Genomic DNA, 18,807 nt, shown 5'->3' with positions numbered 1-18,807 from the left:
CCCCGGCACCGGCCCCCGCGCCGATCGCCACGCGGCCACCGGCCGCGCCCCAGGACACGCGGCCGCGGAACACGGCTTTGCGCGGCGCGGCCATCTGCCTTGCCGCGTTGGCGATGGCGCTGGCCGCCGGTGTGGCCAGGGGGCGACTAAGAGCAGCCCGTGACGGAGTCATGGGGAGTTGACGCCTTCTCTCTGCTCAGCTCCGGCCCAGCGGGGAGTAGGGCCAGGACCGGCCACGGCGCCGGGATCGCCGCCGCCAGCCCGAGGTCATGTGCGGCGTCGTCGTCGTGAATCGCGAACCGCACCCCGGAGTCGGTGACCAAATAGCGCGCGCCGGCCCGCACGTAGGCGCTCCGCCCGGGCGGCACGTACACGGCGTCCAAGGCGGGCCCGGGGCCGTCGGCCTGCGCCAAAGACATCGGCGTCCGACCCGGCGGGAGCGGCAGTCCACTGCCGACCGATAACGCGACGCCGGGTTCGTCGGGCGGCACAAACGGCCAAGAGACACACAACGCGCTGACGTCGTTCGAAAGCGTCGGCGCCCGGTCGGGGAAGCCGGCCACCGGCAGCGCGTCGTCGATCGGGGCGGAGCGGATCGCGTCGGGCGCCACCGCCACGACGGTGGCCGTGCCCTGGGAGTTGCCGAAGCGCAGGAGGTCGGCGACCACCTGCCCGATGCGCTGGACGCCGTCGGCAAGCACCGCGTAATACTCGTCACCGCCCGCTTGTGTGACGCGCACCACACTGCCCACCGCAAATCCGGGCACCGCAGCCGCCTTTCCACCGGCGCCGCGCACCCTCGGCGCCCTGATCGGCGCCGCCTCCGGAATCGCATCCAGCAACGTCGGCGAGACGCGGCGCGGTGCGCGCCCGTCGAGCCGGAGCGCCCGCACCACCGCGGCGTCGGCGACGTCCACCAGGGCCCGCTGCCCGTCGTAGAGCAAGTAGGTCGGCGAACCCGGGCCGGCCGCGACCAGGGTGGCTTGCCCAGCGCCCAGGCGGCGGACCGACGTTTCTTCGGTGTGCCCCGCGATCACCGTCGTCGCGCCGGGGCCTTCCGTATCGCAGATCGTCCAGCCCGAGTCGGCCGCCGGCAACGGTTCGCCGAAGAGCTGCGGCGCACCCGGGATGCCCAGCAGCGGGCCGCGTTTGGCGCGTGCCAGGTCGGCCTCGGGTACCGATCGGGGGCTGGCCGCTGTCCCTACGACCAGCCGCGCCGATGCCAGGTTCAGCACCGGGTGCCAGGTATCGCCCACCCGCACGTAGAGCGCACCGGATTCCCGCCCCATCACCAGCTGGGCCTCGTCCAGCGCCACCCGTGGCCGCAGCAAACCAGCGAGCGCAGCCGCCGCGACGGCGACCGCCGCCAGCGCGCACCCAGCCGACAGCGCCGCCCCTGGCGAGGGCGAGCGTGTGCTGAGCGTGTGGATATCCCCACCCAGCAACGCGCACTCGGCGCGACGCAGCAGAAATCGGTGACCGCTGACGCGCAGCCACGTGGTCGGCCGACCCGGCACTGATCCCCTAACACCCCGTACTTCCTGGGCACACGGTAAAGCGGCCGGCCGCGCGGCCGCTTAATTGATCCACAGGTCAGCGAACTTTCGAACCGTGCTTAGGGTAGGTAAAGTTACTGCGTGTTTTCCCACCGCTTAGGTCGCTGGGTGGGCCCGGGGGTTTCTGCAGTGGTCACCGCCGCCGGCCTGCTCTTATCCCCCGCCGCGACGCCGACAGCCTCCGCCTTTGACTGCCCGGACGTCGAGGTCATCTTCGCCCGCGGCACCAACGAGCCGCCTGGCCTCGGCCGGGTCGGCGACGCGTTGGTGGACTCGCTGCGCGAGCAGACCCACCTGAACATCCTCCCCTACGGGGTGAACTACGCGGCCAGCAAGCTGCAGCTGCACGGCGGCGACGGCGCCAACGACACCATCGACCGCGTCAAGAAGAGCGTCGAAACCTGCCCGAACACCAAGATCGTGCTGGGTGGCTACTCCCAGGGCGCCTCGGTGATGGACATCGTGGCCGGCGTCCCGATCGGCGGCATCAGCTGGGGTAACAAGCTGCCCGATCAGTACGCCAACAACATCGCGGCCGTCGTCACGTTCGGTGACGTGGCCGACCGCGCCGGCGGCACGCTGCCCACCCAGAGCGCGCTGCTGGGCTCCAAGGCCGCCGACTACTGCAACCCCAACGACCCAATCTGCCACGCCGGCCCCGGCAACGAGTGGAGCGGGCACACCGAGGGCTACGTTCCCGTGTACACCACCCAGGCCGCGGCGTTCGTCGCCCAGAAGCTGGCCGGCTCGGGTCTGTCGAGCCCCGCGTTCGGGCCGCCGCTGGGTCCGGTTCCCGGCAGCACACCGTCGCCGGTCAACGGGCAGACCCCGCCCGGGTCGCCACCGTCGATCCACGGCGGAACCGCGCCCGCGCCGGCCGCGCCCACCACGGTGACTCCGCAAGCTCCTCTCGTCTGAATCGTTACCGGTTCGCGACCAACGCGCCCCTAACATCGTTGGGGTGCGGCTCATTCCACTCACGCTGGGCGCCGGGCTGCTCGCCGGCGCCGCGATAGTGGTTGCTCCGCAACTGCTTCCGCAGGCCTTCGCCTCCTGCCCCGCCGTCGAGGTGGTGTTCGCCCGGGGCACCGACGAACCGCCGGGTGTCGGCAAGGTCGGCGGGGCGTTCGTCAACGCGCTGCGCCAGCAGACCTCCAAAAGCGTTGGCTCCTACGGAGTGAACTACCCGGCCAACAAAGACTTCCTGGCCGCGGCGGACGGGGCCAACGACGCCAGCAACCACATCCAGCAGATGGCCGCCAACTGCCCCAACACCAAAATGGTGCTCGGCGGCTACTCGCAGGGCGCCGCGGTGGTCGACATCGTCACGGCCGCACCGCTACCCGGCCTGGGCTTCCGCCAGCCGCTGCCGGCCGCGGCCGCCGACCACGTGGCCGCCGTCGCGCTGTTCGGCAATCCGTCGGACCGTGCGGGCCGGCTGATGAGCGCGCTGACACCGGAATTCGGCGGCAAGACCATCGACCTGTGCAACCCCGGCGACCCGATCTGCTCACCCGGCACCCAGTGGGCGGCGCACCTGAGCTACGTGCCCGGCTTGACCAACCAGGCCGCGCGTTTCGTCGCCACCAAGGTTTAACGGGTGCGCAGGTCCCGGGTGACCAGGTTGCGAGCCTCGAGTTGGTCGTTCGGCGGGTAGTCGACGCGCACCAGCGTCAGCCCGTGCGCCGGCGCGGCCGCGTAGTCGCTGGAACGGCTTGTGGCGCTCAGCAATTCGCGGACCCACGACGCCGGTCGGCGGTGCTCGCCCATAGCCAGCATCGCCCCCACCAGCGAGCGCACCATCGACCAGCAGAAGGCGTCGGCGGCGACGTGCGCGGTGATCAGGTCACCCTCGCGCACCCAGTCGAAGCGCTGCAGGTCGCGGATGGTGGTGGCGTTGGGTCGGTGCCGGCAGAACCCGGCAAAGTCGTGCAGCCCCACCAGGTCTCGCGACGCGGCGGCCATCGCGTCGACGTCCAGCGGGCGCGGCCAGGCGGTGACGTAGCGCGCCTGCTGCGGCTGCGCACCGTAGGGCGCCGTGGACAGCCGATAGACGTAATGGCGCCGCAGCGCCGAGAACCGGGCGTCGAAACCCGCGGGGGCGCGGGCGATGTCGAGCACCCGGACGTCGGTGGGCAGGAACCGGCCGAGCCGGCGCACCAACGGCCGGAACTCCGGCTCGCCGACGTGCGGCGAGCGCGGATAGGCGTTCGGCAGCGCGTCGGTCGGCACGTCGAGGTGGGCCACCTGCCCGGTGGCGTGGACGCCGGTGTCGGTGCGCCCGGCGGCCCGCAACCGCACCGGGGTGCGGAACAGGGTGGTCAGCGCCTCGTCGAGGACTCCCGCCACGGTGCGCTGGCCGGCCTGAGTCGCCCAGCCCGCGAATTCCGTTCCGTCATAGGCGATGTCGAGCCGCAGACGGATGTGGTCGTTAACTCTCGTCAGCCTCGTCGGCCTCTTCGGCCTTCTCGGCCTCGGCCCGTGCCTCGATGGCCTCGTCGTGCTTTTCCTCAGCGGCGGCCTCGGCGGCCGTGGCCTCGGTCGTGGTCTCCTCGGCCTCGGTCTCGGTCGCCTCCTCGGCCGTCGGGCCGACGGCTTCCTCGGGCTCGACCGCCGCCTGAGGTGCCGCCGCCGCGACCGGCGCCTTCTTGGGCGTCTTGGTCCGGCGCGCCCGCTCGGCTTCCGAGGTCACCGTCTTCTCCAGCACCAGCTGGATCACCGCCATCGGGGCGTTGTCGCCCTTGCGCGGCTCCACCTTGATGATGCGGGTGTAGCCGCCGTTGCGGTCGGCGAAGAACGGCCCGATCTCCTCGAACAGCTTGTGCACGACGTCCTTGTCGCGGATCTTCTTGAGAACCTCACGACGGTTGTGCAGCGTGCCCTTTTTCGCGTGCGTGATCAGCTTTTCGGCGTACGGCCGCAACGCGCGCGCCTTCGGCTCGGTCGTCTTGATCTGGTTGTGCTCGAACAGCGACGTGGCCAGGTTGGCCAGCAGCGCCTTCTGGTGCGAAGACGACCCGCCGAGGCGAGGACCCTTGGTGGGCTTGGGCATTGCACTATCTCCTATTAGTGGCCGGCCCCCGTATCAGGTAGGGCCGGGACGGATTGTCTTAGAGCTGTTCGGTTTCCGCGTAGTCCTGGTCGTCGTAGGCGCCCTCGGTGGACCAGGTGCCGGTGGCAACGTCGTAGCCGGCCACCTGCGACGGGTCGAAGCTCGGCGGGCTGTCCTTGAGCGACAGGCCCAGCTGGTGCAGCTTGACCTTCACCTCGTCGATGGACTTCTGACCGAAGTTGCGGATGTCGAGCAGGTCCGACTCGGTGCGGCTCACCAGCTCGCCGACGGTGTGCACACCCTCGCGCTTGAGGCAGTTGTAGCTTCGCACCGTCAGGTCCAGGTCGTCGATCGGCAACGCGAACGAGGCGATGTGGTCGGCCTCGGCCGGCGACGGCCCGATCTCGATGCCCTCGGCCTCGACGTTGAGTTCGCGTGCCAGACCGAACAATTCGACCAGGGTCTTACCGGCCGACGCCAGCGCATCGCGCGGGGTGATCGAGCTCTTGGTCTCGACGTCCAGGATCAGCTTGTCGAAGTCGGTGCGCTGCTCGACACGGGTCGCGTCGACCTTGTAGGTCACCTTGAGCACCGGCGAGTAGATGGAATCGACCGGGATGCGGCCGATTTCGGCGCCGGAGGCCCGGTTCTGCACCGCCGGCACGTAGCCGCGGCCACGCTCGACGACGAGCTCGACCTCGAGCTTGCCCTTGTCGTTCAGCGTCGCGATGTGCATGTCGGGGTTGTGCACCGTGACACCGGCGGGCGGCACGATGTCACCCGCGGTGACCGCGCCCGGGCCCTGCTTGCGCAGGTACATGGTGACCGGCTCGTCCTCCTCCGAGGACACCACCAGGCTCTTGAGGTTCAGGATGATCGCGGTGACGTCTTCCTTCACCCCGGCGACGGTGGTGAACTCGTGCAGCACGCCGTCGATGCGGATGCTGGTGACGGCCGCGCCCGGGATGGACGACAGTAGCGTCCGGCGCAGCGAATTGCCCAGGGTGTAACCGAATCCGGGCTCCAGGGGCTCGATGACGAACTGCGAGCGGCTGTCGGTGAGGACTTCCTCCGACAGGGTGGGTCGCTGAGAGATCAGCATGGTTTTTCTTCTTCTCCTTCTCGGCACCCGCTATTTGATGCCGTTAAGACCCGCGCCGACATGGCGCGGGGGCTCTTACTTCGAGTAGAACTCGACGATCAGCTGCTCGGTGAGCGGCACGTCGATCTGCGCCCGCTCGGGCAGCTGGTGGATCAGGATGCGCTGGCGCTCCCCGACCACCTGCAGCCAGCTCGGGATCGGGCGGTCGCCCGCCGTCTCCCGCGCGATCTGGAACGGCACGGTGTTCAGCGAGCCCTCGCGCACGTCGATGATGTCGTACTGCGACACCCGGTAGCTGGGCACGTTGACGTGCACGCCGTTGACGCTGAAGTGGCCGTGGCTGACCAGCTGGCGGGCCATCCGGCGCGTGCGGGCGAGCCCGGCGCGGTAGATGACGTTGTCCAGCCGGCTTTCCAGGATGCGCAGCAAATTCTCACCGGTCTTCCCGGAGACGCGGTTGGCCTCTTCGTAGTAGCGGCGGAACTGCTTTTCCATGACGCCGTAGGTGAAGCGGGCCTTCTGCTTCTCCTGCAGCTGCAGCAGGTATTCGCTCTCCTTGATCCGCGCGCGGCCGTGCTGGCCGGGCGGGTAGGGGCGCTTCTCGAACGCCTGGTCGCCACCGACGAGGTCGGTGCGCAGCCGGCGCGACTTGCGGGTGATGGGTCCGGTGTAACGAGCCATGATTCTTGTCCCTAGACCCTTCTGCGCTTCGGCGGACGGCAGCCGTTGTGGGGCTGCGGGGTGACGTCGGAGATCGCACCCACCTCGAGGCCCGCGGCCTGCAGCGAGCGGATCGCCGTCTCGCGGCCCGAACCCGGGCCCTTCACGAACACGTCGACCTTGCGCACGCCGTGCTCCTGCGCCTTGCGCGCGGCGTTCTCGGCGGCGAGCTGCGCGGCGAACGGGGTCGACTTCCGCGAACCCTTGAAGCCGACGTGACCCGACGACGCCCAGGCGATGACGTTGCCCTGGGGGTCGGTGATGCTCACGATCGTGTTGTTGAACGTGCTCTTGATGTGGGCGGCACCGTGCGGGATGTTCTTCTTTTCCCGCTTGCGGGTCTTCTGCCCCTTCTTGGGCGCAGAGGCTGCCTTCTTGGCTGGTGGCATGGGCGATTACCTGGCCTTCTTCTTGCCGGCGATGGTGCGCTTCGGGCCCTTGCGGGTGCGCGCATTGGTCTTGGTCCGCTGGCCGCGCACCGGCAGGCCGCGGCGGTGCCGCAGGCCCTGGTAGCAGCCGATCTCGATCTTGCGGCGAATGTCGGCCTGCACCTCGCGGCGCAGGTCACCCTCTACCTTGAGGTTCGCTTCGATGTAGTCACGCAAGTGGGTCAGCTGGTCGTCGGTCAGGTCCCTGGTGCGCAGGTCCTTGTCGATCCCCGTCGCTGCCAGGATCTCGTTCGACCGGGTGCGGCCGACGCCGAAGATGTACGTCAGCGCGATCTCCATCCGCTTGTCGCGCGGGAGATCGACGCCTACTAGTCGAGCCATAGGTGGCGTTTCCTCTTTTTCTATGCGGAGGTCTGATCCCAGCCCGTTCCCGCTCCAAGTTTGGGGCGGGGCCCGGCCTCCGTCCGGGCGTGGGTGAACGGCCTATCCGCTCAGTGGTGCTGGGAGGTCTGCATTCAGTTGTGTTGGGGCAGAGCCGCGCTCGATGGATCGTGGCGACCCGCTGCGCCCGGCTACGCCGCGCTTGCGATCGCCACTAGCCCTGACGCTGCTTGTGGCGCGGATCGGAGCAGATCACCATGACCCGCCCATGCCGACGGATCACCCTGCACTTGTCACAGATTGGCTTGACGCTCGGGTTCACCTTCACGGCTGTTCGATCCTGTTCTTCTCGTTGTCTGGTCGGGCTTACTTGTACCGGTACACGATGCGGCCCCGGGACAGGTCGTAGGGAGACAGCTCCACCACCACCCGGTCCTCGGGCAGGATGCGGATGTAGTGCTGCCGCATCTTGCCGCTGATGTGGGCGAGCACCTTGTGTCCGTTCTCCAGCTCAATGCGGAACATCGCATTGGGCAGGGGCTCGACCACGCGGCCCTCGACCTCTATGGCACCGTCCTTCTTGGCCATATATCTTCAGCAATCCTCGTCTTTGGTTTCGTATCCTTGAGTGCGCCCATATCGGCGCAGCATTCGCCCGACTAGAAACGTGAGCCAAGGGCAGGAAATTCCAGGAATTCCTAGGACAGGGCACGCAAAAAGTCGGCGCGGATGACGCACCGTTGTCCCACGATACCTGGTCAGGCGCCTGACCCAAAATCGCCAGCAGCGTAATCCGCCGGGCCGAGAAAGCCCCGCCTCGACCTGCCGTCAGGGCCCTGACGAGGGCATACTTAACTCCGATGACGAGTCCCGCGAGTCCCGCAGAACCATCCACCCAGCCTCGCAAGCCGGTCCTGCTGACCGTCGACGACGATCCCTCGGTTTCCCGCGCGGTTGCCCGCGATCTGCGCCGCCAGTACGGCGACCGGCACCGCATCGTGCGCGCCGAGTCGGGCCCCGACGCGCTCGAGACGCTCAAGGAGCTCAAGCTGCGCGGGGAGACGGTCGCGGTGCTGATCGCCGACTACCGGATGCCGCAGATGAGCGGCATCGAATTCCTCGAGCGGGCGATGGACCTGTATCCCGCCGCGCGGCGGGTGCTGCTCACCGCCTACGCCGACACCCACGCCGCCATCGACGCGATCAACGTCGTCGACCTGGACCACTACCTGCTCAAGCCGTGGGATCCGCCGCAGGAGAAGTTCTACCCCGTCATCGACGGGCTGCTGGACGCCTGGCGGGCATCTCCCGAGCACCCGATCCCGCACACCAAGGTGATCGGGCACCGCTGGTCGGAGCGGTCCTGGCAGGTGCGCGACTTCCTGGCCCGCAACGGGCTGCACTACTCCTGGTTCATGGCCGACGAGCCCGACGGCGAGCGGCTGCTCACGGCCGCCGGCGAGGACGGCCTGCGGCTGCCCGTCGTCGTCACCGAACGCGGCGACACCCTGGTCGAACCCACCGACGCGCAGCTGGCCGACACCCTGGGCCTGACCACCACGCCGTCGCAGGAGTTCTACGACCTGATCGTCATCGGCGGCGGCCCGGCCGGCCTGGCCGCCGCGGTGTACGGCGCGTCCGAGGGGCTGCGCACGGTGCTCATCGAGCGCACCGCGACCGGCGGCCAGGCGGGCCAGAGTTCGCGGATCGAGAACTACCTCGGCTTCCCCGACGGAGTGTCCGGCGGCCAGCTGGCCGACCGCGCCCGCCGGCAGGCCGAGAAGTTCGGCGCCGAGCTGATCACCGCCCGCACCGCCACCGCGCTGGAGGTCAACGGCCCCAAGCGCACCGTGCGCTTCGCCGACGGCGGCTCCATCGACGCGCACGCCGTCATCCTGGCCACCGGCGTCGCCTACCGCCAGCTGCCCGCGGAGGGCTGCGGCGAGCTGACCGGCAAGGGCGTCTACTACGGCGCGGCGGTCTCCATCGCGTCGGAATGCGCGGGCGAGGAGGTCTACGTCGTGGGCGGGGCCAACTCCGCCGGCCAGGCCGCGATGTACCTGTCCCGCGAGGCCAAGTCGGTGACCATCGTGGTGCGCGCGCCGTCGCTGGACGCCTCGATGTCCTACTACCTGATCCAGCAGATCGAGCAGCGGCCCAACATCACCGTGCGGACCTGCACCGAGGTGCGCCGCGCCGTCGGAGCGGACCACCTGGAGCGGCTGATCCTGGTCGACAACCGGACCGGCGAGACCGAGGACGTCACCTGCGCGCGGATGTTCATCTTCATCGGCGCCGCCCCGCGCACCGAGTGGCTGGACGGTGTGCTCGCCCGCGACGACCACGGCTTCGTGCTCACCGGGCCGGACCTGCGCAACGTGTGCGGCTGGACGCTGGACCGCCCGCCGCACCACCTCGAGACCAGCGTGCCGGGGGTGTTCGCCACCGGCGACGTGCGCGCCGAGTCCGCCAAGCGGGTCGCGGCCGCGGTCGGCGAGGGGTCGATGGCCGTCATGCTGGTGCACCGCTACCTGGCCGAATCGTGACCGCGAAGACCCCGTGCGAGCCCGACGAGCTGCGCAGCCTGTTTCTCTTCGAGGCGCTCAGCGACGAGCAGCTGGCGGTCTTGTGCAGCAACGGGCACATCGAGAACTACGAGCCGGGGCCCATCTGCGTCGAGGGTGAGCCGGCGACCTGCTTCTACGTCCTGATCGAGGGCGAGCTGACCATGTCGAAGCTCTCCGGCGGCCAGGACATCGAAACCAACCGCACCTCGCAGCGCGGCGTCTACTGCGGGGCCTGGCGGGCGTTCACCGGCGGAAAGCAGAAGAGCTACGACGCGTCGGTGCACGTGACCAAGCCGTCCCGGTTCTTCGTGATGGACGCGCCGGTGTTCGCCCAGTTCATGAAGGACCAGTTCCCGATGGCGGTGCACCTGCTCGACGGCATCGCCGTCGGCACCGACCGCACCCGCCGGATCATCGACAACCGGGAGAAGCTGCTGGCGCTGGGCCGGCTGTCGGCCGGACTGACCCACCAGCTGAACAACCCGGCCGCGGCCACCGTCCGCGCCGCGTCGGAGCTGCGGCAGCGGGTCGCCGGCATGCGCCAGAAGCTCGCGATGCTCGCCGACGGCACCGTCAGCCCGGAGGCGCTGCGGGCGCTGGTGCGGCTGCAGGAGGAGGTCGCGGCCCAGGTCGCCAAGTCGGCGTCGACGAACCTGACCGCGATCGAGACGGCCGACCTGGAGGACGCCGTCGGCGAATGGCTGGAGGAGCACGGCATCGAGGGCGGCTGGGACATCGCCCCGACGTTCGTCGAGGGCGGCATCGACACCGACTGGCTGGAGCGCATCGCCGCGGCCACCGAGGAGCTCGGCGCGTCGACGTCGCTGGAGAAGGCCATCCGCTGGCTGACCTACACCGTCGAGGGCGAGCTGCTGCTGAACCAGATCCTGGAAGCGAGCAAACGGATTTCGGCGCTGGTGGCCGACGCCAAGCAGTATTCGCAGATGGACCGGGCGCCCTTCCAGGTGGCCGACATTCACGATCTGCTGCGCAGCACGCTGGTGATGTTCGCCGACCGGTTGGGCCGGGACGCCGCGGTTCAGGTGGCCAAGGACTTCGACCAATCGATTCCCGAAATCCCTTGTTACCCAGGCGATCTCAATCAGGTGTGGACCAACATCATCGACAACGCGATCGCCGCGATGGGCGATGCGGGCGGCACGCTGACCATCCGCACCTGCCGCGAAGGCGAGAGCATGGTCCGCGTCGAGATCTGCGACACCGGCCCCGGGGTGCCCGAGGACGTCCGCGAGCACATCTTCGAGCCGTTCTTCACCACCAAGCCCTTCGGCCAGGGCACCGGCCTGGGCCTCGATCTGGCGTTCAACATCGTCGTGAAGAAACATCGCGGCGACCTGCGGGTGGAATCGGTCCCCGGCGACACCCGGTTCATCGTGCTGCTGCCGCTGGAGCCGCCGCCGCCCGACGCGAGCGCACTGGACCCGGAATAGCGGCCCGGGCCGGCGGGTTGGGAACGACCATGACCGATGCAGCGAGCAAGCCCAATCTTGGCCGGTTCGGATCGTTCGGACGCGGCGTCACCCCCGAACAAGCCAAGGACATCGAAGCCCTGGGCTACGGGGCCGTCTGGGTGGGCGGTTCGCCGCCGGCCGAGCTGGCCTGGGTGGAGCCCATCCTGGAGGCGACGACCACCCTGCAGGTGGCCACCGGCATCGTCAACATCTGGACCGCACCGGCCCAGCCGGTGGCCGAATCCTTCCATCGCATCGACAAGGCTTATCCGGGCCGGTTCCTGCTCGGCATCGGCGTCGGCCATCCCGAGGCGCACACCGAGTACCGCAAGCCCTACGACGCGCTGGCGGAGTACCTGCAGCAGCTCGACGACTACGGGGTGCCCGCCAACCGCCGGGTGGTCGCCGCGCTGGGCCCGCGCGTCCTCAAGCTCTCGGCCGAGCGCGCCGCCGGGGCGCACCCGTACCTCACCACCCCCGAACACACCGCGCACGCCCGCGAGCTGATCGGCCCGTCGGCGTTCCTGGCGCCGGAACACAAGGCGGTGCTCACCACCGACGCCGACAAGGCGCGCGCGGTCGGCCGGCGGGCGCTCGACATCTATTTCCAGCTCGCCAACTACCGCAACAGCTGGAAGCGGCTCGGCTTCACCGACGAGGAAGTCACCAAGCCGGGCAGCGACCGCCTGGTCGACGCGGTGGTGGCCTACGGCACCCCCGAGGCCATCGCGGCCCGGCTGAAGGAGCACCTCGACGCCGGCGCCGACCACGTGCCCGTGCAGGTGCTGACGAAGGATGACAACCTTGTCTCGGCGCTGGCCGAATTGGCGGGGCCGCTCGGATTGAACGCATAAGGGGGACGTAGATGACCGGCGCCGCAGCACTCAAACCCGACCTGGGCCAATTCGGCGTATGGCTGCCGGGGCGCTCCATCACCCCCGAACTGGCCGAGCGGATCGAGTCGCTGGGCTACGGCGCCGCCTGGATCGGCGGTTCCCCGGACGCCGACCTGTCCTGGGTCGAACCGGCCCTGGAGCGGACGACGTCGCTGCAACTGGCCACCGGCATCGTCAACATCTGGACCGCGCCCGCGCAGGCCGTCGCCGAGTCCTTCAAACGCATCGAAAGCGCTTATCCCGGAAGGTTTTTGCTGGGGGTCGGCGTCGGGCATCCCGAGCACACCCAGGAGTACGTCAAGCCGTACGACGCGCTGGTCTCCTACCTCGACGAGCTCGACGCGGCGATGGTGCCGACCAGCCGCCGGGTGCTCGCGGCGCTCGGGCCGCGCGTGTTGCAGCTGGCCGCGCGGCGCAGTGCCGGCGCGCACCCGTACCTGACCACCCCGGAACACACCGCCAAGGCGCGCGAACTGGTCGGCAACTCCGTGTTCCTGGCGCCCGAACACAAGGTGGTGCTCACCACCGACGCGGAGCAGGCCCGCGCGGTCGGCCGCCGGTACGCGGACTTCTACCTGGACCTGAGCAACTACGTGAACAACTGGCTGCGGCTCGGGTTCAGCGAGGCCGACGTCCGCAAGCCGGGCAGCGACAAGCTGATCGACGCGGTGGTCGCCTACGGCACCCCGGAGGCCATCGCGCAACGGCTGCGCGAGCACTGCGACGCCGGGGCCGACCACGTGGCCGTCCAGGTGCTGGACGCCGCGGGCGACGACGCGGTGATTTCGGCGCTGAGCGAATTGGCCGGACCGCTGGGGCTGACTCGCACAAGCTGATCGAGCCGCTCGGTTAGGGTTTGCACCATGCGGTTACTGGTCACCGGCGGCGCTGGGTTCATCGGCGCGAATTTCGTGCACAGCACCGTGCGCGAACACCCCGAGGACTCGGTGACCGTGCTCGACGCCATGACCTACGCCGGCCGGCGGGAGTCGCTGGCCGACGTCGAGGACGCCATCCGCCTGGTGGTGGGCGACATCTGCGACGCCGAGCTGGTCTCGAAACTGGTCGCCGAGTCCGACGCGGTGGTGCACTTCGCCGCGGAGAGCCACGTGGACAACGCGCTGGACGACCCGGGGCCCTTCCTGCACACCAACGTGGTCGGCACGTTCACCATCCTGGAGGCGGTGCGGCGCCACGGCGTGCGGCTGCACCACATTTCGACCGACGAGGTCTACGGCGACCTGGAGCTCGACGACCCCCACCGGTTCACCGAGTCGACGCCCTACAACCCCTCGAGCCCGTACTCGGCGACCAAGGCCGGCGCCGACATGCTGGTGCGGGCGTGGGTACGCTCGTATGGCGTGCGGGCCACGATCTCGAATTGCTCCAACAATTACGGGCCGTATCAGCACGTGGAGAAGTTCATCCCGCGACAGATCACCAACATCCTCACCGGCCGGCGGCCGAAGCTGTACGGCAGCGGCGCCAACGTCCGCGACTGGATCCACGTCGACGACCACAACAGCGCCGTGCGGCGCATCCTGGAAAAGGGCGAGATCGGCCGGACGTACCTGATCAGCTCCGAGGGCGAGCGGGACAACATGACCGTGCTGCGCACGCTGCTGAAGATGATGGGCCGCGAACCCGACGACTTCGACCACGTGACCGACCGCGTCGGCCACGACCTGCGCTACGCCATCGACCCGTCGACGTTGTACGACGAACTGTGTTGGGCCCCAAAGCATACCGACTTCGAGGAGGGGCTGAGCTCAACCATCGACTGGTATCGTGCCAACGAATCCTGGTGGCGCCCTTTGAAGGACGCCGCGGAAGCCCGTTACGAAGGACGTGGTCAGTGAGATGAAAGTTCGCGAACTCGACATACCGGGGACTTGGGAGCTAACCCCGACCCTGCACGGCGACTCTCGCGGCCTGTTGTTCGAGTGGCTGACCGACCACGACTTCACCGCGTTCGCGGGTCACCGCTTCGACGTCCAGCAAGCCAATTGCTCGGTGTCGTCGGCCGGCGTGCTGCGGGGCCTGCATTTCGCCCAACTTCCGCCGAGCCAGGCCAAGTACGTGACCTGCGTATCGGGTTCGGTATTCGATGTGGTGGTCGACATCCGCGAAGGCTCGCCCACCTTCGGCCAGTGGGACTCCGTGTTGCTCGACGACCTGGAGCACAAATCGATCTACATCTCCGAAGGCCTGGCGCACGGCTTTCTCGCCCTGCAGGACAATTCCACGGTGATGTATCTGTGCTCGGCCGAATACAGCCCCGGGCGCGAGCACACCATTTGCCCGACCGATCCGGCGCTGGGCATCGAATGGCCGCTGGTCGACGGCGCACCCCCGACGCTTTCCGCCCGCGACGCCGCGGCCCCGACTTTCGAAGAGGTGCGCGCCGCCGGCCTATTGCCTGGTTGGGCCGACACGCAGGCGTTCGTCGAGAATTTGCGCCGAAAGTTCGACGCTCAATAACGCGAGCGCCTGGAACGCCCGCGATTCGCGGGGTATGACTCGAAGGGCGATTCGCTATGCCGGGTTTGCTCAGGGCATATTAGCCCTACCTTTCTGCTGTTCCGTGTGCTTAGGATGACGCCGTCATAACGTGTGCCGACGAAAGGCAGGCGGATGAAACTCGGGCAAGTGTTCGATCCGCGAAACAATGCACTAAACGCGTGGCGGCTGGCGCTGGCGGGCGAAGTCATCTTTTGGCACGTCTTTTCGCTCAACGGTCCCATCCCGTCAAACAGGACGTTCCTCCAACTTTTTTTTCGCTAGGGGTTGACGGCTTCTTCGCGATCTCCGGCTTCCTCATCACCGCGAGCTGGTTGAACAACCCAAACGTCCGCGACTATTTCGTGGCCCGGGCCCTGCGTATCCTGCCCGGGTTTTACATCTGCCTGCTCGTCACCGCGTTCGTCATCGCCCCGGTCAGCGTGGCGATCCGGGGCGGCTCGCCCATGCAACTCATCCTTTCCGGCGCGCCGCTCGAATACGTTTTCAAGAATGCGGCCGTCGCGTTCGTGAAATTCGATGTCGGCGGCACACCGACCGGAATCCCGGATGCCGGCGATTGGGACGCCTCCCTGTGGTCGCTCATCTGGGAGGTGATGTGTTACCTGATCGTCGGGGTGATCGGCGTGGTGGGCCTGGCCAGCCGCCGATGGGTCTCCCCCGCGATACTGGCGCTGGCGACCGCCGGCGCGCTGCTGATGCCGGCCATCACCTTTCCCGAGGTCTCGCATCACCCCGGCGGCGACGCGCGCACCGCGCTGATCTTCCTGGCCTGCCGCACCGCGATCATGTTTTCGGCCGGGGCGCTGCTGTACCAATGGCGAGACGTCATTCCCGCCCGCTGGTCGCTCGTCGCGGTCAGCATTGTCGTCGTCATCCTGGCGGGCCGGTTGCCGGATTACCGGGTGATCGCCGCGGGTCCGCTGGCCTACGCCATCGTGGTCTCGGGCACGCTACTGCAACACCGGCGCCTGCGACTGCGCACGGACATCTCGTACGGCATGTACATCTACGCGTATCCGGTACAGCAGTTGCTTGCCGTTTCCGGGCTTTTCAACATGAACAGGCTGCTGATCTTCAGCGTGGTGTCGATGGCCACCGTGCCCCTCGCCTTCGCGAGCTGGTTCCTGGTCGAAAAGCCCGCGCGAGCGCTCAAACACCGCTTCGGACCGAAGCGGTCCGGCGCCGGGAAGCAACCGCTGACCGTGCTGCCGCCGGACTTCCGAGGTATGGCGCACTAGTCGCCGAACGGCCGAAAAGCCGAACGGCCCTCGGCGGCGTGGCATAGGATGCCGCGGACAGCTCTGGCGGCGTACGAGGGGTGGACACCGATGAACCTCGGGCAGGTATTCGATCCGCGAAGGAACGCGCTGAACGCTTTTCGGCTAGCCCTGGCGGCCGAGGTCATCTTGTGGCACTCCTTCCCGGTGACCGGCCGCATGCCACCGGCGCCGACGCTCCAGCTCCTCTTCTCCGTGGGCGTCGACGGCTTCTTCGCGATCTCGGGCTTCCTGATCACCGCAAGCTGGCTCAACGACCCGCGGGCCCGTGACTACTTCACCGCCCGCGCCCTGCGCATTTTCCCCGGCTTCTACGTCTGCCTGCTCGTCACCGCGTTCGCCTTCGCCCCGATCAGCGTGGCCATCCAGGGCGGCTCGCCCACGAAACTGCTGTTCTCCAGCGCGCCGCTCGAGTACATCTGGAAAAACAGCGCCTTGGCCTATCTGCATCACTTCGTCGGCGACACGCCGCACGGGATCCCCGACGCGGGCGGATGGAACGCTTCGCTGTGGTCCCTCATCTGGGAATTCATGTGCTACATCATCGTTGCCGTCATCGGCCTGGTCGGACTGGCCAATCGGCGCTGGGTGTCGCCCGCGATCCTGATACTGGCGACGCTGGGCGCGCTGGCCTTGCCGCCGCTCACCTACCCCGGCGTATGGACCATTCCCCAGCTCGCTGTGCGCTCGGCCCTTACCTTTTCGGCCGGGGCGCTGCTGTACCAGTGGAAAGACGTGATTCCGGCCCGGTGGTCGCTCGTGGCGGTAAGCGTGGCGATTGTGCTGGCTTCCAGCCGCCTGCCCGACTACCGGGTGGTCGGCGCCCTGCCGCTGGCGTACGCGGTGGTGGTCTCGGGCATCCTGATCAAGCACAGGCGCCTGCGGCTTCGCACCGACCTGTCGTACGGCGTGTACATCTACGCGTTCCCCACCCAGCAGCTGCTGGCCATCTGCGGGCTGATCTGGCTGAATCCGCTGATCTATTTCGTGATTTCGACGGCCGCCACCCTGCCGCTGGCGGCGGGAAGCTGGTTCCTGGTGGAGAAACCCGCGCAGCGGCTGAAATCGCGCCTCAAGCGGAAGTGGTCCGGTGCCAACGCCGAGCTCTCCGAGGCCGAGGTGGCCCCCGATGCCGATGCCGTCACGGCGGAGGCTACGCCGAAGCCAACTCCGGAGGTTCCGGATACCGCCTAGCCAGCGGCCGCCACTTCACCGACAACGCCCACAGCAGCACGGTCAGCGCCTCCGCGCCCACGCTGAGCGCGGCGTGCGGCGCGGGTTCCCACCCCCGCTCCAAAAAGCCGTCCAGCCCAACGGTTCTCGACAACACAAACGCGACCAGCGAGCCGCCCGCCAGGGCAGCGCCGGCCCAGCGCAGCCACGCGGGCCCGCCGGCCAGCACCAGCAGCGCGATGGCGAACGAGGCGCTGGCCTGGACCAGGAAGGCGGCGCCGATGTCCGGGATGTGCCGGTAGCCATGGACATACAGGTAGGCGTGGCTGGCGCCGCTGACCGCCAGTGCCACGGCCAGGCCGACGCGGATCAGCAGAGTCATTGCAACGTCCGTTCTTTCAGTGCCAGGGTGGTCTCGCCCTGGGTGTAGCTCACCTCGCGGATGCCGAGCGCGTCGCGAAGCTTGCCGGCGGGCAGGGTGACCGGCTTGGGCGCCGGGCCGTCGCCGGGCCGCGGCAGCGGGTACGCGGTCGTGGTCCCGCTGTAGAATGTCACGTTGCCCTCGGTCTTTGAAAACAGTTGGTGCACATGCCCGTTGAGGCAGGTGACCGAGGAGAACCGGCGCAGATAGGACAGCGCCTGGGTCGCGTCGTCGGTGCCCCACCCCCAGTCGGGGTACATCGCGAACAACGGGATGTGACTGAACACGATGATCGGGGTGTCGCTCGACAGCCGCGCGACGTCCTTGCGCACGAACTCCAGCTGATCGGTGCCCAGATGCCCGAGCTTGCGCAGGTTCAGCGTGTTGACCAGTGCGATCACGTGAACGCCCGCGATGTCGAAGCTGTACCAGCCATCGCCGACCGAGCCCGCGCCGAAGGCGCTCCGGTACTTCTGCCCCGCGTCGTCGACCGAATCGTGCTCCCCGGGCACCGTGAACACGTGCGGCGTCTTCAAGGCGCTCATCATCTGCTTCGCCTGGTCGAACTGCTCGGGGCTGGACAGGTGCGTGAGGTCACCGGTGTGCACCACGAAATCCGGTGTGTAGCCGAGGTTGTTGATCGCCTGGATCGCGTGGCCGAACGTCCCGGTGACGTCCGGGTTGGGCGCGCCGGTGAACCCGATGTGGCTGTCGCTGACCTGTGCGAACCGCAGGCTGGGCCGGGCGTGCGCGTGCTCGGCGGCCGATGCGCCCGCGACATGCGAGATCACCTCGCCGCCGACGACGGCGAACCCGACCGCCGCCCCGAACCACGCCGTGTGCCGCATCAGCTGGCGGCGACTCATGTTCGGGTTCATCGCGTCACCACCACGGTCCCGCGCATCATCGGGTGGATGGAGCAGACATAGTCGAACGTCCCGGCGTCGGTGAAGGTGTGGGTGAAGGTGGCCCCCGTCCCCATCCCCGGCGAGTGGAACGACCCGTCGCTGGCGGCCACCGTGTGCGGCTCTTCGTCGCGGTTGGTCCACGTGACGGTGGTGCCCACCGGGACGGTCAGCGTGGTGGGCGCGAACGCGAAGCCGTCGATGTTGACCTGGTTGCCGCTCACCGGGGCGGCCGGCGCGGACGTCGACATCGAGGTCATCGGCGCGGGTGCAGTCGAACCGGTGGCGGGCCGCGAGGCCGAGCAACCCGCCAGCAGCGCGGCGGCGGCGAACGCGACCGCCGAATGTTTTCGAAGCATCATGCCCAGGAATA

At 68.5% G+C, this 18,807-nt stretch carries 21 protein-coding genes and 1 pseudogene; 10 read left to right on the top strand and 12 right to left on the bottom strand.

Features of this window, described 5'->3' with window-relative positions:
• Positions 1–146: 146 nt before the first annotated feature.
• Positions 147–1,517, bottom strand: a complete 1,371-nt coding sequence (eccB, locus tag A5730_RS17960) for a type VII secretion protein EccB (protein ID WP_067903106.1) — start codon at positions 1,515–1,517, stop codon at positions 147–149.
• Between the two features lie 120 nt (positions 1,518–1,637).
• On the opposite strand from eccB, the gene A5730_RS17955 reads away from it, so the two are divergent.
• Together A5730_RS17955 and A5730_RS17950 are read left to right on the top strand one after the other, a co-directional pair.
• Positions 1,638–2,474 carry a cutinase family protein gene (locus tag A5730_RS17955; protein ID WP_067903103.1) on the top strand — a complete coding sequence of 279 codons (837 nt, stop codon included), beginning with the start codon at positions 1,638–1,640 and terminating at the stop codon, positions 2,472–2,474.
• Between the two features lie 52 nt (positions 2,475–2,526).
• Positions 2,527–3,153 carry a cutinase family protein gene (locus A5730_RS17950; protein WP_369829894.1) on the top strand — a complete coding sequence of 209 codons (627 nt, stop codon included), beginning with the start codon at positions 2,527–2,529 and terminating at the stop codon, positions 3,151–3,153.
• Here A5730_RS17950 and truA read toward each other — a convergent pair.
• The 8 genes from truA to infA all read right to left on the bottom strand — a co-directional run bounded on the left by truA (position 3,150) and on the right by infA (position 7,788).
• Entirely contained in the window at positions 3,150–4,001 is an 852-nt protein-coding gene (gene truA / locus A5730_RS17945; protein ID WP_231994714.1) for a tRNA pseudouridine(38-40) synthase TruA, read from the bottom strand. The two genes, A5730_RS17950 and truA, sit on opposite strands and share 4 nt — an antisense overlap.
• Positions 3,988–4,608, bottom strand: a complete 621-nt coding sequence (gene rplQ, locus A5730_RS17940; RefSeq protein ID WP_067903094.1) for a 50S ribosomal protein L17 — start codon at positions 4,606–4,608, stop codon at positions 3,988–3,990. Before rplQ ends, truA begins: the two co-directional genes overlap by 14 nt.
• A gap of 58 nt (positions 4,609–4,666) precedes the next feature.
• Positions 4,667–5,710 carry a DNA-directed RNA polymerase subunit alpha gene (locus tag A5730_RS17935; RefSeq protein WP_067203475.1) on the bottom strand — a complete coding sequence of 348 codons (1,044 nt, stop codon included), beginning with the start codon at positions 5,708–5,710 and terminating at the stop codon, positions 4,667–4,669.
• A gap of 75 nt (positions 5,711–5,785) precedes the next feature.
• Positions 5,786–6,391, bottom strand: coding sequence for a 30S ribosomal protein S4 (rpsD, locus tag A5730_RS17930; protein ID WP_055403401.1), 606 nt, complete (start codon positions 6,389–6,391; stop codon positions 5,786–5,788).
• Positions 6,392–6,402: 11 nt separating this feature from the next.
• Positions 6,403–6,819, bottom strand: a complete 417-nt coding sequence (gene rpsK, locus A5730_RS17925) for a 30S ribosomal protein S11 (RefSeq protein WP_046182344.1) — start codon at positions 6,817–6,819, stop codon at positions 6,403–6,405.
• 6 nt (positions 6,820–6,825) lie between these two features.
• Complete coding sequence (gene rpsM / locus A5730_RS17920; protein ID WP_007167900.1) at positions 6,826–7,200, bottom strand: 30S ribosomal protein S13; 375 nt, start codon at positions 7,198–7,200, stop codon at positions 6,826–6,828.
• 214 nt (positions 7,201–7,414) lie between these two features.
• The gene (gene rpmJ, locus A5730_RS24455) at positions 7,415–7,528 is read right to left on the bottom strand and encodes a 50S ribosomal protein L36 (RefSeq protein WP_003879483.1); all 114 of its coding nucleotides are present in this window, start codon (positions 7,526–7,528) and stop codon (positions 7,415–7,417) included.
• Between the two features lie 38 nt (positions 7,529–7,566).
• Complete coding sequence (infA, locus tag A5730_RS17915) at positions 7,567–7,788, bottom strand: translation initiation factor IF-1 (protein WP_003418601.1); 222 nt, start codon at positions 7,786–7,788, stop codon at positions 7,567–7,569.
• A 272-nt stretch (positions 7,789–8,060) separates the two neighbouring features.
• Between infA and A5730_RS17910 the strand changes: the two genes are divergently transcribed.
• From A5730_RS17910 to A5730_RS17875, 8 genes and pseudogenes are all read left to right on the top strand, one after another.
• Positions 8,061–9,746, top strand: coding sequence for an FAD-dependent oxidoreductase (locus tag A5730_RS17910; RefSeq protein WP_067903091.1), 1,686 nt, complete (start codon positions 8,061–8,063; stop codon positions 9,744–9,746).
• The gene (locus A5730_RS17905; RefSeq protein ID WP_067903088.1) at positions 9,743–11,218 is read left to right on the top strand and encodes an ATP-binding protein; all 1,476 of its coding nucleotides are present in this window, start codon (positions 9,743–9,745) and stop codon (positions 11,216–11,218) included. Before A5730_RS17910 ends, A5730_RS17905 begins: the two co-directional genes overlap by 4 nt.
• A 29-nt stretch (positions 11,219–11,247) precedes the next feature.
• Positions 11,248–12,093 carry an LLM class F420-dependent oxidoreductase gene (locus A5730_RS17900; protein ID WP_067903085.1) on the top strand — a complete coding sequence of 282 codons (846 nt, stop codon included), beginning with the start codon at positions 11,248–11,250 and terminating at the stop codon, positions 12,091–12,093.
• 11 nt (positions 12,094–12,104) lie between these two features.
• Positions 12,105–12,971: an LLM class F420-dependent oxidoreductase gene (locus tag A5730_RS17895; RefSeq protein ID WP_067903082.1), complete on the top strand. Its 867-nt coding sequence runs from the start codon at positions 12,105–12,107 to the stop codon at positions 12,969–12,971.
• Between the two features lie 27 nt (positions 12,972–12,998).
• Positions 12,999–13,994, top strand: coding sequence for a dTDP-glucose 4,6-dehydratase (gene rfbB / locus A5730_RS17890; RefSeq protein ID WP_067903079.1), 996 nt, complete (start codon positions 12,999–13,001; stop codon positions 13,992–13,994).
• A 1-nt stretch (position 13,995) separates the two neighbouring features.
• Positions 13,996–14,616 (top strand): dTDP-4-dehydrorhamnose 3,5-epimerase, encoded by a 621-nt coding sequence (rfbC, locus tag A5730_RS17885; protein ID WP_067903191.1) that lies wholly within the window; start codon positions 13,996–13,998, stop codon positions 14,614–14,616.
• Between the two features lie 153 nt (positions 14,617–14,769).
• A pseudogene (locus tag A5730_RS17880) lies at positions 14,770–15,896 on the top strand (acyltransferase family protein).
• Between the two features lie 90 nt (positions 15,897–15,986).
• Positions 15,987–17,129, top strand: a complete 1,143-nt coding sequence (locus A5730_RS17875) for an acyltransferase (protein ID WP_082946882.1) — start codon at positions 15,987–15,989, stop codon at positions 17,127–17,129.
• Here the strand turns inward: A5730_RS17875 and A5730_RS17870 are convergent.
• The 3 genes from A5730_RS17870 to A5730_RS17860 are packed head-to-tail and all read right to left on the bottom strand — an operon-like array spanning position 17,089 to position 18,796.
• Positions 17,089–17,490, bottom strand: coding sequence for a hypothetical protein (locus A5730_RS17870; RefSeq protein WP_067903077.1), 402 nt, complete (start codon positions 17,488–17,490; stop codon positions 17,089–17,091). The two genes, A5730_RS17875 and A5730_RS17870, sit on opposite strands and share 41 nt — an antisense overlap.
• Positions 17,487–18,407, bottom strand: coding sequence for a metallophosphoesterase (locus A5730_RS17865; protein WP_067903074.1), 921 nt, complete (start codon positions 18,405–18,407; stop codon positions 17,487–17,489). Before A5730_RS17865 ends, A5730_RS17870 begins: the two co-directional genes overlap by 4 nt.
• On the bottom strand, positions 18,404–18,796 hold the full coding sequence (locus A5730_RS17860; protein WP_067903071.1) for a cupredoxin family copper-binding protein: 393 nt from the start codon (positions 18,794–18,796) through the stop codon (positions 18,404–18,406). The genes A5730_RS17865 and A5730_RS17860 overlap by 4 nt, the downstream gene beginning before the upstream one ends.
• Positions 18,797–18,807 lie beyond the last annotated feature (11 nt).

Origin of the sequence: Mycobacterium sp. ACS4054 (assembly GCF_001667275.1) — a bacterium.
Classification (GTDB): Bacteria; Actinomycetota; Actinomycetes; order Mycobacteriales; family Mycobacteriaceae; genus Mycobacterium.
This window is presented reverse-complemented; position numbering and strand designations above follow the sequence as displayed.